The following is a 14,403-nucleotide window of genomic DNA, read 5'->3' as shown; positions in this document are numbered from 1 at the left end:
AAAATTTGTTGTCACAACATATTGTGTACCGGTTTGAACGAACGTCTATGGTGTGGGGTTACACCAAGATTTTGGAGCGCCTCTCGATGCGCCTTAGTCGGGTAACCTTGGTTCTTTTCCCATCCATATCCTGGGTACTGTTGCGCTAAAGACAACATGAGCTGATCGCGTCGCACTTTTGCAACAATAGAAGCCGCCGCAATCGACTGTGAAATGGCATCGCCTTTGACAACTGCGCGGGCAGGTACAGCAAGATCGCGTGGGATTAGATTGCCATCAACCAGCGCAAAATCTGCCGACACATCGAGACCCGCCACCGCACGCTCCATCGCAAGGTGACTGGCGCGCAAAATGTTCAACTCATCAATTTCCTGCACACTCGCCTCGCCAATAGATACATCCGCGATCTGCGGCAGAAGTTCAGCAAGGGCGTTGCGCAGCTTCAGCGGCACTTTTTTGCTGTCGTTCAGCCCATCTGGAATATTGCCCGGATCAAGCCACACTGCCGCTGCAACGACCGGCCCTGCAAGAGGCCCTCTGCCTACTTCGTCCACACCGATGATGCGCGCGCGGCCCGATGTATAGAGTTCACTTTCAAGATCGAATGTAGGGAATGTTTTCATAGTCTCCCTAAACCAAAAACGGCCGCCCGAGACCAGAGGGGATCAGGGGCGGCCCAAACAGTTTGGTTGGCTTAACGAATAACGCGGTAGCCATCCGACCGTAGGCAGCGCAAATCATACCCCTTACGTATGTTGCCCCGCGCATTTTTGAACCGTGTCGCACAATAACGAGGCAGTGATCCTGCTGCTGCGTAGTGACGTTCCAGACAGCCCCGCGCCACAACACGTCGTGTGCCCTGATTATTCTCCAAACGGCGAACACAGCGCCCTGGAAGAGCAACCGGTTGGCGGACAACGCGCGGTTTTGTGGTGTGTTGCTTTTTCTTTTCAGCATTTCTTTCGTGCTCAACCCCCGCGGCGATAATCGCAAATAGCGCCAAAGCACCAAGCACCTCAGCAACATCGGAACCGCCTGCCCGTGCAGGGGTCGCGGATGCCGAGATTGATGTGGTGGCGATAGAAATTGCGGTAACAGTAGTAATCAAGAAACGTTTCATCTGGGTGCTCCATACATTGATTTGTGCTTGGGACGGCCCGCAAGCATGATGAAACGACCATGCTCGGCAGCTACAATGTCGCTCAATATCGCCGCGGTGTTAGGCGATAACGCGCGCGCTGTTATTGAATATCCGCGACGAGTGACGCTTTATGATAGGTATGAAAAGTCTTATTGCATTGTTATTCACCGCTGTTCTTACCGTGCCTGCTCAGGCGGCCTGTTATGCAGACTACAAAGCCAAACAGGACGATCCATTGAGGCTTCACTACGGCGTGGCAAAAATACCCGACGATAGCTGCAACGTCGCAGCCGCTACAAAAGTGTTGGCTCCACGCCTTGAGCAGAAAAACTGGACACTGCTAACGGTTCTATCTGTCTTTAGTGACGCGCAGCTCAACACAAAAAAGGAGGCTGCTGGTGCGTTCTTCCTCCGTTACTGATGCCCGTGTTTTGGGAAGCCGCACAGTGGCGATTGGCATCACCAGTGTGATCGTCATTTTGCTGTTGGCTGCGTTCTTTTTGGTTTTCACATTGCCAGATGCCGGAATGTTCAATGCGCGCGTTGAAGCACTTTTTGTTGCAAACGACGATCTAACGTCAGGCGCGGAAATCAAGCTTCTGGAAATACTTGCAGGCTCTGGCACGGCGTTCTCTGAGACCCTCGCAAGCTACCGGATGGTTATCTTGGTGCTACTCATTTTTGCGACCGCTCTGCTTATTGCCGCACTCACTTTTTTGCTAATGCTTGTGGGCCTGAACAAACGCATGGCGACAATTGAGCGTGCAGGAATGGAAGTGAACAGCCTGTTGATTAGCCGCGAAGAAAACACGGTTTATCTCAACAATATGGAATTTAAGCTTACCCCTGCGGCGATCGAAACCCTAAGTGTCTTGGCCGAAGCGCGTATGGACGGAGACATCCTGAACGGCGCCGAACTGGAGGCAATGATATCTGGGCGCCTTTCATCAGATTGCGACGAAGCAGCAGGCGCAACACGGATCAAACGACTTCGAGATGCACTAGGCAACCAAATGGTCAGCGAGTTACTGGTCAAAAACATCGCGCGCAAAGGCTATATGCTGTCGATCGATAGTACCGTCATAAAGATGGTATAAATGGCAACCCCGGCAGGATTCGAACCTGCAACCTGCCCCTTAGGAGGGGGCTTCTAATAATACTAGATATTGTATTTATCGTTTTAAAACATATGCTTGAAAGATACGGTCCTCTCTATGACTAATCTCAGTGTAGTTGTTTTGGCCAATTTTGTGTAGCGAATATGGGACCTCTCCCTTGACGTTTAGGCTGTTCTGAGTAAAACTATGTACATCAAGAAGGCTACCCTTACAGCACGTGCTTAGGCCCCTTTTGACATCCCCCATATCTACAAACGAAGGAGTACCTTCATGTGTAACCACACCCCTCGTGTGTTCTCAGACTTCATGTCTCTGAGGCAGACCGACCCTTCCAAGTTCTATGACCTCACCACGCAACGCAGGATGTATAACAGCCACAAACGTCTGGGTAGCTGTGCGTTCTTTGATCAGGCACACAAGCGATGAACCTGCTTAACTTGCTTGATCGTAGTGAACAGCGTTTAGCTACTGGTGATGCAGACTTCACAGAGCGCACGGCCACGGTTGAAGCCATCCTTAAAGCTGTTGGAGCATTGCCTTACCGCAGGGCTAACCTGAACCGTGAGCTACACCAGCAAGTCGCTGCATCTATCGTACTCGCACATGAAGCGGATGATAGTATCGACATCACCACACGCAGAGCAGGTACACTGCACCAGTACGGCTACTCTACAAAGCTCATCCAGTACTTGGACAAAGCTGTAGCTGCAGAGTTGCTGAGTTCACAATCTCACCGTGCAGAAGGGCGTTTGCGTGTAGGCGATACCATCAGCACATACCTAGCGTAGTAGTCATAAACCTACGATTACTGGTTAACATATACAGATATTATATTTGATATCAATTACTTAAGTACCTGACATCATTCGCTGTCCTTGTCTCCCTCTGTATAGCTAAAAGCTAAGAACTGTCTGTTTACGGTTTCTACAGGAGAAAGTGGAAATCAATCATCTCAACCATACAAAGGAGCAAGCCAATGTCCTCTGGCTTAATGAAACCCACACCCAAAGAAGACGATCTGTAGCTTTCGGTCCTGCTCCACTGGTAGCTCAGCACCGAACAGAGCTAGCTGTTCGCTATCGCAAAGCAGCTACTCAACTTTACGTTTCGTTTTTGTAACTCTGCTTTAGCATGTCCGTGAAAGTTGTTTGAGGGTGGAGTGTTCACATATCTCCAGCACAAGCTTTTAAGTGACATTCGTTGTGCTTCACTTGATGTGGCAAGGGGGCTTTGCAAACAGCCCGCTAGAAGAGTTAAACTTAAGAGCGTAGTGGCTGACAGCTTTAGCATTTGGATAACCCTCTCTGGTATCAATCCGTTACCCAGTCTTGCATGTGCGTCTAAGTAGAGCAACTCTTTACTCCTGAATAAGGTCTCCCACTTGAAAGGATCATCTGTGTCCTTGGCCATATAAGAAGTACGGGATGGGGTGGGGTGGCCCTCGCCTGCCCCCCTAAGTTAACCCCGTTAACGTCAGCAGGTAACTCCTCCTGCGAACACTTAACCTGTAGAGCTATGTTGTCAGCATCACCATAAAGCGTGGACTTAAATACCCTCAGCCCTGACTTTGCAGTTTCTAATCACTGTTCGGGGGCGCTTCTGTATACGGCCATCGTACACCCCCCTTGTCCACTTCTATTAGTACCCACCCCCCTCATCATCATGCAGACCAAGCGGAGGTTCACGCATGTACCACTCACCAATCACTGTACCCGAAACACATCCTGACTATCCCAGTGTCTACGCAGATGAGCGCCACCGTGTGATCGTCTGTGTGGATCGCATCCAGTACATCTTGCAGAAGCGGAAAGGTAAGCAGTGGCACAACCAGAGTTACCTGTCTGAGTGGGAACCGCTTTGTCGCCATTACTCACACCTGCCATTGCCCAGTGCATCACCTATGTTGTTGTCCCACGAGATAGCTCGTCAGAGGCGCTGTGAGGGGTATGACAGCGAGGTCTGATGTTCTGACGGCAAGCTATATGCAAAGCTGTCGTAACCTATTTTCATACCTATCCTTAACCTGCAGGAGACTGTTAAATCTTGTTAACTTGAACACTAGGCCATTCATGTTTTCACGAAGGCGGTATCAGTCACTTCAATGTTAGTTAAATCGTCGTTTCGCTTGTGTTGCGCACAACAGCGTACATTCACCGTGAGATTAAACTGTGTTATGTATCCGCAAGTTAAAGGGGCAATAAAATGATAAAAATTCTTATAATCACAATCGCTTTAGCGATAGCTGCCGCTTCACCGATAAGCGCACAAAGCGGTAAAGGTGAGGTTGTGGAATTAGAGTGTGATGCCCCTGAATGCGCCTACTTCAAGACCTCTATCGTCTTAGAAAAGTATGATGGCGACGATCAGATAGAACTTGTGCAATATCGCACCTATGTCATTGCTGTTACTCAGGCCATCACACTGATGAATTCTCTGAACAAGCAAGGCGGCGGCGTAGGGTTATTTTGTGTGCCATCAAATACTCCAATTACTGCTGATCTGTTGATGCAGATTGTTAGAATGCAGGTGAATGTTAATTCTGTTCGCAAAGGCAACTATGAAGTATGGGCGGAAAGTTTGTTTCCAGCAGCGGCAGTAAAGACTTTGATGAATTTCTTTCCATGTGAATGAATTTGTTTGGTTTCTGCCGAACAACTATGTGATCCAATCCGAAACTAAATCCGTACATGTGATATTGTAGCTCCCCGTTAGAACGCTACCTGAAGGGTCAGACGCCTCCACATCACGTCTGGCCCTTCTTCTTTTCATCACACCAATGTAGTCACATTGCCCTCTAGCTCAGCGTTACTGGTAGCTTGTTACTAGCGATGCGGTAACAAATGCCTTGCAATGTTACGATATTGGCGTGACTCTAGAGGTCTATGTTACTGAAGGAGGAGTTCTCACATGGCTATTCTGGGATACAGGCGTGTCAGCACAGTTGATCAGCATCTAGACAGGCAAGAACTGCCCGACTGTGATCGCATCTTTGAGGAGAAGCTTTCTGGTAGTGGTGTAGAGCGCCCAGCGCTGGGGGAGCTACTTTCATACGCACGTGATGGTGACACTGTTGTTATCTGGTCTATTGATCGTTTGGCACGTGATCTGCGTGACCTGCAGGGCATTGTAGCGCAACTCAATCAGAAGGGTGTTGCTGTCCAGTTTATCACTGAGCGTTTGATGTTTGACCCTCAAGAGAACGACGCACTAGCAAAACTTCAGTTACAAATGATGGGAGCCTTTGCAGAGTTTGAGAAGAGCATCATCAAGAAGCGGCAGCTTGAGGGCATAGCTAAGGCCAAAGAGCGTGGCGTGTATGTCAATCACGGACGTAAGCGCACGATAGACAGAGCTAAGGTTAAGCAACTACGTGAAGATGGGCTAAGCACCTACAAGATTGCTGAACAGATGGGCATCAGTAGGATGTCTGTTCATAGAGTGTTGAACGGGTGATGTGCGAGCTAGGTTAATTGCTAACTGCTACTTCACATCCCCTCGCAGTCGTGCCCGTGTAAGTGGAACCTCTCTTTTTCAACTTAATGTTGAACAAATTTCTGTTCGTGTTACCCAGATAAACCTTCATTCTCAGCTTCGCATAAAGCCCGTTTGCTAAAAAAATACCACTCAGTTTCGACTTCATCACATTAATTCCAGACTTGTGTCTTAATTCGAAGCCGTAGCCTCCGTGCGACGTAGTTGTACCAACAAGCTTCAAACTATAAACACCAGCTTCCCGCCCGCATCGAACACGTAACAGAGAAAATTTGGGAAACTTTCGAAGGTCTGATTCAATACTGTCATCACAATAAGAAGCATGTGAAGCTTTCGATATGCAACTATTGGCCCCTTGATCAGTATGTTTTTCTGGACGGCATTTCAAAGAAGTATCAATAATTTTTATTAGAAACTCATCCGACAGCACATTTTTCATATCAATTTTCAAACCATGTTGTCGGGAAAAAGCAATGACAGCACTTTTAGTCTTTGCACCCCACTTCCCGTCAGCGGGCCCTGCTGAACAACCGGCAGCGTTTAGAAATTTTTGTATTCCAGAAATTGACAGATTTGGCACGAACTTCTTAGGTTTTTCCGGTGGCAACTGTTTGGGTATTTTTTTGTCAATCTGTGGCTTCTGCTCTGTCAGCTGATCAGCACTCACATTTGCGCTCATCTCCTTTTCTTTTACCTTTAATTTTTCCAAGTGATCAAAAAATCTGGCAATGAAGTTGTCAATCGAAGATAATTCAACTGCACCAAGTTCACTTGATCGACTAGAAAGTTCTGCTTTTTCTTTGTCGCTAAACTCGTAGAATTCTCTGCTTCTAAACATTTTTTCATAAACCCAAGGGGGAGTATCAAATTCATTTAGAAACCCAATTATTTCGGAAACGGTAAATTGCGTTGCTTGCTGAGTCTCACTGACAATTTGTTTGGATTCATCGTTTTTCATGCCGTAAGAGCCAGCCTGGTGAACGGCCAAATTACCTTTAGCTAATCGCACCTGTCCTCCAAAAAACATATACGCACACGCTGAGTAACACCCCATATCCCCAGGCAGTTCTGGAACGTAAGTAGCGATACTTTTATCATTGAGGATACCAGCCATACTTAATCCTTCGAAAACGCTGCCTCCATCACTTCCCAAGACAACAACTTTAATGGCATGGTCTCTAAGCGCACGCCGCAATTCAAAGCTATCGTATTGTTCAATATCGTTAAAAAAAAATAATGCTGAAGGGACTTCGCCCGTATGCAAAAATGAACCATAAACAGTGAGATCGAATGGCCCTCTATCCTGAGCAAAAGTAATACTGGACCAGATAATCAAAGTTAAAGATAATAAGTATTTCATTACTAGACATTACACCCTTATCATAACTTTGTTTTTCAGTAAATCCGTAGACCATCGAAACGCTTTAACGTCCATCTACGACGTTACGAACCTTTGCGAACAAGTCTATAAAGACTTCCATCCCAAAAGCAGTTTCAGCAGTGACGGCTTCAATCCGCTTAGTTATCGTCATTGATATGACTTTTCTTCCAAATAGACTTAACCAGACCACCTGCATTTTTAGTTGCACTATCGACAACCTTCGATGCACCTGATGCAGCGCTACCAATTACCTCAGCAGACACCTTCGCATAATTGGCCGCTGACTTCGCTATTTGCCTATGACCCGCAAGCGAGTGATTTAGAATGTTTTCAACCGCTTCGATGGCTAACTCCTCCACCTCACTGTAATCTCCATCTGAGTAAGCAATTTCCTCCAAAAATGCTTTAATGTCTTTCCTCATTTGGCTTGGATTGCAGTCTGGGTTTTCCAATTGAAATTCGGCTAGCCCTGCAGCCATGTCTTTCAATTTCTTATCTTGGATTGAACTTTCAATAACTGGTAAGGCGGCTTCAGCGTACTCAGTCGAAAGTCCCCACTCCTCAACGAAATACTCAATAACTGCACTGCGCTCTACATCGTCAATTGAATGTGACAGCGAAGATACTTTCAACGAGAGACCAGCCATCATGTCAAATATCGTTGCACCCAAAAGGTCTATGGGCGTGTTAATAAACTTTGGAATACTGTCTACCCGTGACGAATTAAATTTGCCGAGCATACGCATAGCGCCATAATAAGCTCCGCCTGATAAAACTGCTGCGCCCATAACCCAACCAACTGGAGTGGCAGCAGCCGCCCCAATCCCCAAGAACGAAAGCGGTCCTGCCGTACTCGCAAAAAACGTAGTAGCTACGGCCGGAGTAGCCGCTGCTGCTGCGCCTGCTCCAGCTGCTCCTTTTAAGTCCCAGAGCGCTTGAAGAGACTTGGCCAGCTTTAAAGACTTATACGCATCTTCACCTATGCCCAGTTTGAGTTTGAATTTATTAGTGTCGTTCACAACAAATTCGACATTGTTTAGTAGCTCAAGCTGAGCGGTTTGGTCTTCAGCCGTCCTCATCTCATACACCCACTAAAACTTTAAACGACTCTACCAGAGCAGTTATGCGATCCTGTAATTTGTCATGTGTGAAGTCTTTCAAAGCACCAGCAGTCACCCCGATTGCCAAGAGGATTGGTCCAAGGAAGGCAGCTAATGGAGCGCCAATCAGTGGCACTGCACCAACAACTGCTGTTATCACCAGAGCCGCAATAGTACCCATAGCGATAGCTGGAAAAGTCTTAACTAAGTCTAGAACAAAGGTCAGAATCTTTCGGCCAATTGCTAGCACCTTACCACCAACTTTAACGGTCACGTGAACTATATCAGACATGATAGCCTTCACATCGGCTGAAAGGTTTGTTCTTTCTATTAACTGCTTCAACTTTCGTTCTGGCAAAGACATGTTGATGTCCTTGATGACTTCTTCAATCATAGCTTCCATGCACGATGACCCCCAATAACCTTTAATCGTGAACTCAACTTTAACGTCTTTTGAATTAATGCCACGTTCAAACCAAATAGCCAACAGACCAAAGTGGAAGCCCCTTCAGCAGCTCTCAGGAGCTGCTGTCCAGGCCTGTTAGTAATCTTGTCTTTAGCTTGCTAAGGATGACTGCTGATGACTTGATGTGGCCACGTGGTGGTCATAAACACCTACGCAATCAGCCTCACTAGTCAGACTTACTTCTCAGCTTTCTTTGCTTCGTAAGCAGCCTTCTTCTCTTGGTACTGTTCTTCGGTAAGGTTGTGCTATCCAATACACTTACCAGTTGGGCTGCGCCCACATCCACAGTCTGCCATGTCACTCTCCTTTAGTTACTGATAACTTTCAGTTGTAGCTGCATCACAGTTAGACAAGGCCAACCACACCCATAAACTTCAAGCCATCTACCTGCTTTACGAAGGCCCAACACAGATACTTGTCCCAGCTTAGCGCTGGGCATACCAAAGCCGGTGCCTACTTCTCCACTGTGATAGATCATTATCTGCACGGAGGATCGCATCCATATCCATGTCTTCCACAGCAGTGTTGGCGTCAGCTTCTTTCCTGTAATCCCAAGTAAGTATCTCTTTATCTACCTTTGAGATGTGTTCGCCTACCTCCTCGTAGAACGCTCTACGCATAGCCTCCTCCACTTCACCGCTCTCACCGTAAGCGTGATGCAAGATAAAGCTGTCATGCACAGGCAGAGCAGGTGCATCCATGTTAGCGAAGTGAAGCATGACACGTTCCGCAATGTTGCTATCCACGAACTGTAGATGATTGCCGACACCTTTGAAGAACTGATCTGAAATAGGTTTGTGAGCGTTAATGATACGATCACGTAGCTCTGCCCAACTCATCTCTAAGCCAGATAGGTCTATCTCAGTAGGGCAGTTCTTGAGGGGAGTGGACGCTTGAACCATTGCATTGAATGCTTGTTTGACCAGGCCACGATGCTCGCCATCCAGCACCCTGTCATAAGCATCCTCAGAGCCAAGCTCTTTGTAGTTACTGTGGTAGAGTAGGTGTGGGTTTAACTGAGAGAAGTCGAACTCCGCTGTCCGCTTTTCATCTATCGTGATGTACTTACGATACTCACTTGGTACATTCTGCCACCATGCACGATAGAAGCGCCCACCCTGCTTGAAAGACCCGTTAGAGAATATCCTAACAAGTGTACGCTGAGAGAAGTCTATTGGCTCTTTAGTGGCATGGTTAGCTATCCGTGCTTCAAGTTTAGCCAGTTCGGTGTCTTGCACCTCAAGGTCACACCAGTGCCTTAGAAAGCACGAGTTAATCTTCTTTAGGTTTGATCTGTAGCGTTCAGTGGCTGGTGTATCCTCATACTCTTGCAGTACTTTCTTACCACCAACCGTGTTGCGCAGGATGATAGTTTCAGCATCTTTGTCAGGCTGAACTGAAAGAGCAGGATGACCATCTAGCTCTTGTAACCGCTCTAGGAGTTCATCTCTCGCAACGAAGCGTGTGGTCTTACCTTGATAGATGATACGGTCAAAGTAACCCTCTCTCGTAACCTCAATAAAGCCAAGTTTAAGTAGTCCATCAAACACTGCCATCATCTGCTTATAGGTTAGAACGGGGTCACGGTATCTTGGGTTCTCTGAATACCAGCCACTGCGCTTGTTTATGCTACACTCTCTTATCGGTGCAGATTTCACAGCCTTCCACAGATCAACAAGTACTACATGGACAGCATGTTCAAAGCGCAGTTGTTCGTCAGCAGTACGAGAGCGCTTTCGGCCCTCTGTAGCTTCTATACGATTACTTACCTCTTTGATGAGTTCATCCATCATAAGTGACATGTTGTAAGTTCTCACTCTAATGAGGGTTGGACGTGATTAAGCTGTAAGAGCAGTTACCACTCACCAGCTTCCCTATACTAGTAACGGTTAAAGCGGGGATAACGCAGCTTGCCTAATCAAACTCTTCAAACATCCCCCAATCCGTCAGCGCCTGAACAGCAATCATCCCATCTACTAATGCTGCAGGGGGCGCTCCTGTTCCGTAACGGTTGTGTATCTTACTACTCGCTTCGGTTTTATGCCCCATAAGATACTGAGCAAACCCACCTTTTACCACCTGCCCAACCCGATCTTTAAACGTGTGTCTGAGCGAGTAAGGCACCAAACTTAGGGGGTCATGTGGTCGCTCATTGGTAATGTGTACTTTCAGCTTCTTGGAGAGATCACTTGGCGCCCGAACAACTTTACTCGTAAACACTGGGTCCGTTGGATCAATGCATTGCTGCTCCTTGATGTAAGCCTCTAGCTCCGTCCTAATAGGTTCTAACAAGGGTACTGATCTTGCTATTCGATCTTTTCCAGCGACAGCTCTAAATACGAGGTGGGGAGGGGTGCTTGATAGCTTCACATCCTTTCGTTCTAGCCCAGCAATCTCACCAGTTGGTGCGCCACAATAGGCTGCAATCTGGCCTACAAGGCGAACCTCTTTATCGGCTTCTGTTGCTAAGCTGTCATTGAACTTCCGAAACTCACTAGGTGTGAATGATCGGCGATTAACTTCTGTCCCCTCAATGGCACTCTTATGCAGGTCAATCTCGGCCCTAAATGGGTCACCTTCGACAGCCTGCTTCTGATTATAAGCAGACCAACTATTCCAGACAGCCCGTAGCATTGTAAGGTTTTTCGTCTTTGTGGAAGGCTGCACGTCATCTCGCCTAATGAAATCTCGCACATCTTCCGCATCAATATCTTTTAACGGTGTGTTCATCCCGTGCGGAAAAGAAGCGCTTATCTTAATGCAGTAACTTTTGACGGCACGACTATGTTTCGTTTTTTGCTGGGCAGATCGCTGCTTTGGTGAAGAGTTGTACTGTCTCAGGTAATCGTCAACTGCGTTCTGCCATGTGGGTTCAGGCAGCAAGTTTTCCCCACACATTATACGGTAGCGGACTACTTCTGGGTCCTGTTCATCCCACTTTTTTTGGGGCGGTAAATAACCGTTACGATCAAGTAAAGTGGGGTCAGCGCCTGATGCCTTAAAAGCATCTAAGTCCATATACTTCTTATGGAGCCACATCCAAAGATGGTCTTTATTCCTTTTAAACTGAATAATCTTGCCGATATCAGTATCCTGATAGCTAGCAAGATATTCTTCATAATCTGCTAAGGAGATGTTTCCGTCCGCCAAGTGTTTTGCTTGGACAGCGACATCCAAGAAATCATCAGAAAGCTCATAGATATCAGAGAGGCTAGTTTGGGCGTTTATATTAGGCACGTTGTCAGGATGGTCGCCTGCCTTCTTCATGTCTGCGTGTATATCCCGCACTAACTTAACTGGCACTCTCGGAGTTACGTTTTTCGAATAACCAACAGTAGCGACACGCTCTTCAAACCACTGATTCATCCGCTGTACTTCGATTTGTGCTAAAGTCAGCGACTTGGTTTTGAGAGATTTCACAATCTCTAGCTTACCATCAAACAAGAAACGGACATCTTCTGGGATACGGCGCCGATAGCCATACACCTTCATCTTCTTGGTTATTGTTAGATATGGGATGTTATGCAACATGAGGTTCGTGTAGTACTTTTAACTGTTATTGTGTAGTGTTTTGTACATCTCTTCACTACAAGTCCACCACTAAACCCTTTATTTACAGCTTATAAGTGGCGACCCCGGCAGGATTCGAACCTGCAACCTGCCCCTTAGGAGGGGGCTGCTCTATCCTGTTGAGCCACGGGGCCGTGCGGATGTGACCATCGGATAAATGCTTGCTCCATTCAACCCTTGGACTTTGTTAATGATCGCCGCTAACATTCAATAGATTGAAATACTGAGGGACGACCGCTGTGACGTCTAAAAGGCCACTTACCCTGCGCGATGTATCTGAAGCATCGGGCGTTTCTGAAATGACTGTTAGCCGCGTGCTACGTAACCGCGGAGATGTATCGACCTCTACCCGAGAGAAGGTGTTAGCCGCCGCCAAAGAGCTTGGCTATGTTCCCAACAAAATCGCAGGCTCGCTTGCATCACAGCGGGTCAATCTAGTTGCAGTCATCATTCCATCGATGTCCAACATGGTCTTCCCAGAAGTGATGATGGGCATCAGCGAAGTGTTGGACCAGACTGACTTACAGCCAGTTGTTGGCATCACCCATTACAAGCCCGGCAAAGAAGAACAGGTCCTTTTCGAGATGCTGTCATGGCGCCCTTCGGGCGTTATCATCGCCGGACTTGAGCATTCTGATGCGTCCCGCGCCATGATGAAGGCAAGCGGCATTCCAATCGTCGAAATTATGGATGTCGATGGCACACCCGTGGACAGCTGCGTTGGGATTTCGCACAGGCGCGCTGGCCGAATGATGGCCGAGGCAATCGCGAAAGAAGGATACAAGCGGATTGGTTTCCTTGGCACTAAAATGCCCATGGACCACCGCGCCCGCAAAAGGTTCGAAGGGTTCACGGAAACCCTTGCAAAGCACGGTATTGAGATCGCAGATCAGGAATTTTACGACGGCGGTTCAGCCCTTGCTAAAGGTCGCGAGATGACAGAGGCAATTCTATCACGTACGCCCGATTTGGATTTCCTTTATTATTCAAATGACATGATTGGTGCGGGCGGCCTCCTGCATTTGCGCGAGAAAGGCGTTGATGTTCCGTCCGATGTGGGGCTGGCGGGCTTCAACGGGGTTGAACTGCTGCAAGGTCTACCTTCCAAACTGGCGACGATGGATGCGTGCCGTCTTGAAATTGGTCGCAAAGCGGCAGAAATCATCGCCGCGCGCTACAGCGCGGAGGCACCCCAAGACCCACAGATCATCGAGCTTGAGCCGATAATCTCTGCCGGGGACACCCTACACAGGTAATTAACGACCCGGGATGGTGCCGCGCTTTTCGCCCGCGCCGTCCCACGTCTCAATCAACTCAACAGCCTCTGCGGCGGTATCGACAAAACGGAACAGGTCCAGATCATCAGCAGCAATGGTTCCAGCATCCGCCAACGCGTCCCAGTTGATAATTTTTTCCCAAAACGCACGGCCAAACAGTAAGAACGGCACGCGCTCCATCCGGCCTGTTTGAATAAGCGTCAGTGCCTCAAACAGCTCATCAAGCGTGCCAAAACCACCAGGGAACACGGTAATTGCTTTGGCGCGCATCAAAAAGTGCATCTTGCGGATCGCAAAATAATGAAAGTTATAACAAAGCTCGGGCGTTACATATTCATTCGGTGCTTGTTCAAACGGCAATACAATATTCAGACCGATTGATCGGCCACCCGCATCAAGCGCCCCGCGATTTCCGGCCTCCATAACGCCCGGGCCACCACCGGTGACGATCATGTTCTCACCATCACTGCCTTTGAGGGTCATCAGCCGGGCAAACTCGCGCGCTTCGTCATAAAACACCGATAGATCAGCGAGCGTTTTGGTACGGGCCTCAGCTTTTTTTGATGGCTCAACAATGCGTGCACCGCCAAACATCACGACCGTTGATTTGACACCTTCTTCATCCAGACCAAGCTCGGGCTTTAGCAACTCAAGTTGAAGGCGCATGGGACGCAGCTCTTCGCGGCACATAAACGCGTCATCAGCAAACGCCAGCGCATAAGCAGGACTGCGCGTTTGCGGCGTATCAGGGATATGGCTGGCGGCTTCACGGTCTTCGGTACTGCCGCGTAAAGTATGCTTGCGGTGCTTCGTCATAGAATGGCCTTCCTGATTGCGCCGATTACCCCTTGTGTCTAT

At 47.9% G+C, this 14,403-nt stretch carries 14 protein-coding genes and 2 tRNA genes; 6 read left to right on the top strand and 10 right to left on the bottom strand.

Features of this window, described 5'->3' with window-relative positions; translation table 11 throughout:
- Positions 1 to 11 precede the first annotated feature (11 nt).
- Positions 12 to 623 (bottom strand): ribonuclease HII, encoded by a 612-nt coding sequence (gene rnhB, locus NIG5292_RS06460; protein ID WP_048598661.1) that lies wholly within the window; start codon positions 621 to 623, stop codon positions 12 to 14.
- A 71-nt stretch (positions 624 to 694) separates the two neighbouring features.
- Positions 695 to 1,120, bottom strand: coding sequence for a hypothetical protein (locus NIG5292_RS06455; RefSeq protein ID WP_048598660.1), 426 nt, complete (start codon positions 1,118 to 1,120; stop codon positions 695 to 697).
- Positions 1,121 to 1,280: 160 nt separating this feature from the next.
- On the opposite strand from NIG5292_RS06455, the gene NIG5292_RS06450 reads away from it, so the two are divergent.
- Positions 1,281 to 1,562, top strand: a complete 282-nt coding sequence (locus NIG5292_RS06450) for a hypothetical protein (protein ID WP_143082000.1) — start codon at positions 1,281 to 1,283, stop codon at positions 1,560 to 1,562.
- Positions 1,540 to 2,238 (top strand): winged helix-turn-helix domain-containing protein, encoded by a 699-nt coding sequence (locus NIG5292_RS06445; protein WP_048598658.1) that lies wholly within the window; start codon positions 1,540 to 1,542, stop codon positions 2,236 to 2,238. Before NIG5292_RS06450 ends, NIG5292_RS06445 begins: the two co-directional genes overlap by 23 nt.
- A gap of 1 nt (position 2,239) precedes the next feature.
- Here NIG5292_RS06445 and NIG5292_RS14940 read toward each other — a convergent pair.
- Positions 2,240 to 2,349, bottom strand: a tRNA-Arg gene (locus NIG5292_RS14940).
- 332 nt (positions 2,350 to 2,681) lie between these two features.
- Between NIG5292_RS14940 and NIG5292_RS06440 the strand changes: the two genes are divergently transcribed.
- The 3 genes from NIG5292_RS06440 (at position 2,682) to NIG5292_RS06430 (ending at position 5,712) form a co-directional block, all read left to right on the top strand.
- Positions 2,682 to 3,047, top strand: coding sequence for a hypothetical protein (locus tag NIG5292_RS06440; protein WP_048598657.1), 366 nt, complete (start codon positions 2,682 to 2,684; stop codon positions 3,045 to 3,047).
- Between the two features lie 1,414 nt (positions 3,048 to 4,461).
- Positions 4,462 to 4,890, top strand: a complete 429-nt coding sequence (locus tag NIG5292_RS06435; RefSeq protein WP_048598656.1) for a hypothetical protein — start codon at positions 4,462 to 4,464, stop codon at positions 4,888 to 4,890.
- 276 nt (positions 4,891 to 5,166) lie between these two features.
- Positions 5,167 to 5,712 carry a recombinase family protein gene (locus tag NIG5292_RS06430; RefSeq protein WP_048598655.1) on the top strand — a complete coding sequence of 182 codons (546 nt, stop codon included), beginning with the start codon at positions 5,167 to 5,169 and terminating at the stop codon, positions 5,710 to 5,712.
- A gap of 13 nt (positions 5,713 to 5,725) precedes the next feature.
- On the opposite strand, the gene NIG5292_RS06425 is transcribed toward NIG5292_RS06430, so the two are convergent.
- From NIG5292_RS06425 to NIG5292_RS06400, 6 genes are all read right to left on the bottom strand, one after another.
- A complete protein-coding gene (locus NIG5292_RS06425) occupies positions 5,726 to 7,111 on the bottom strand; it encodes a peptidoglycan-binding protein (protein ID WP_048598654.1) in 1,386 nt (461 codons plus the stop codon).
- Between the two features lie 158 nt (positions 7,112 to 7,269).
- Positions 7,270 to 8,211 (bottom strand): TerB family tellurite resistance protein, encoded by a 942-nt coding sequence (locus tag NIG5292_RS06420; protein WP_048598653.1) that lies wholly within the window; start codon positions 8,209 to 8,211, stop codon positions 7,270 to 7,272.
- Position 8,212: 1 nt separating this feature from the next.
- On the bottom strand, positions 8,213 to 8,635 hold the full coding sequence (locus NIG5292_RS06415) for a hypothetical protein (protein WP_144412751.1): 423 nt from the start codon (positions 8,633 to 8,635) through the stop codon (positions 8,213 to 8,215).
- Between the two features lie 488 nt (positions 8,636 to 9,123).
- Positions 9,124 to 10,500: a hypothetical protein gene (locus NIG5292_RS06410; protein ID WP_199555574.1), complete on the bottom strand. Its 1,377-nt coding sequence runs from the start codon at positions 10,498 to 10,500 to the stop codon at positions 9,124 to 9,126.
- 112 nt (positions 10,501 to 10,612) lie between these two features.
- Positions 10,613 to 12,229 carry a DUF6538 domain-containing protein gene (locus NIG5292_RS06405; RefSeq protein WP_048598651.1) on the bottom strand — a complete coding sequence of 539 codons (1,617 nt, stop codon included), beginning with the start codon at positions 12,227 to 12,229 and terminating at the stop codon, positions 10,613 to 10,615.
- 96 nt (positions 12,230 to 12,325) lie between these two features.
- Positions 12,326 to 12,402, bottom strand: a tRNA-Arg gene (locus NIG5292_RS06400).
- A gap of 105 nt (positions 12,403 to 12,507) precedes the next feature.
- Here NIG5292_RS06400 and NIG5292_RS06395 point away from each other — a divergent pair.
- Complete coding sequence (locus tag NIG5292_RS06395; RefSeq protein WP_048598650.1) at positions 12,508 to 13,524, top strand: LacI family DNA-binding transcriptional regulator; 1,017 nt, start codon at positions 12,508 to 12,510, stop codon at positions 13,522 to 13,524.
- On the opposite strand, the gene NIG5292_RS06390 is transcribed toward NIG5292_RS06395, so the two are convergent.
- The gene (locus tag NIG5292_RS06390) at positions 13,525 to 14,361 is read right to left on the bottom strand and encodes an LOG family protein (RefSeq protein ID WP_048598649.1); all 837 of its coding nucleotides are present in this window, start codon (positions 14,359 to 14,361) and stop codon (positions 13,525 to 13,527) included. It abuts the gene before it with no gap.
- Positions 14,362 to 14,403 lie beyond the last annotated feature (42 nt).

It is taken from the genome of Nereida ignava (assembly GCF_001049735.1).
Classification (GTDB): domain Bacteria; phylum Pseudomonadota; class Alphaproteobacteria; order Rhodobacterales; family Rhodobacteraceae; genus Nereida; species Nereida ignava.
This window is presented reverse-complemented; position numbering and strand designations above follow the sequence as displayed.

Coding starts and splice junctions, on each gene's coding strand:
- rnhB (WP_048598661.1), bottom strand. CDS start 623: ATGAAAACATTCCCTACATTCGATCTTGAAAGTGAACTCTATACATCG.
- NIG5292_RS06455 (WP_048598660.1), bottom strand. CDS start 1,120: ATGAAACGTTTCTTGATTACTACTGTTACCGCAATTTCTATCGCCACC.
- NIG5292_RS06450 (WP_143082000.1), top strand. CDS start 1,281: ATGAAAAGTCTTATTGCATTGTTATTCACCGCTGTTCTTACCGTGCCT.
- NIG5292_RS06440 (WP_048598657.1), top strand. CDS start 2,682: ATGAACCTGCTTAACTTGCTTGATCGTAGTGAACAGCGTTTAGCTACT.
- NIG5292_RS06435 (WP_048598656.1), top strand. CDS start 4,462: ATGATAAAAATTCTTATAATCACAATCGCTTTAGCGATAGCTGCCGCT.
- NIG5292_RS06430 (WP_048598655.1), top strand. CDS start 5,167: ATGGCTATTCTGGGATACAGGCGTGTCAGCACAGTTGATCAGCATCTA.
- NIG5292_RS06425 (WP_048598654.1), bottom strand. CDS start 7,111: ATGAAATACTTATTATCTTTAACTTTGATTATCTGGTCCAGTATTACT.
- NIG5292_RS06420 (WP_048598653.1), bottom strand. CDS start 8,211: ATGAGGACGGCTGAAGACCAAACCGCTCAGCTTGAGCTACTAAACAAT.
- NIG5292_RS06415 (WP_144412751.1), bottom strand. CDS start 8,635: ATGGAAGCTATGATTGAAGAAGTCATCAAGGACATCAACATGTCTTTG.
- NIG5292_RS06410 (WP_199555574.1), bottom strand. CDS start 10,500: ATGTCACTTATGATGGATGAACTCATCAAAGAGGTAAGTAATCGTATA.
- NIG5292_RS06405 (WP_048598651.1), bottom strand. CDS start 12,229: ATGTTGCATAACATCCCATATCTAACAATAACCAAGAAGATGAAGGTG.
- NIG5292_RS06390 (WP_048598649.1), bottom strand. CDS start 14,361: ATGACGAAGCACCGCAAGCATACTTTACGCGGCAGTACCGAAGACCGT.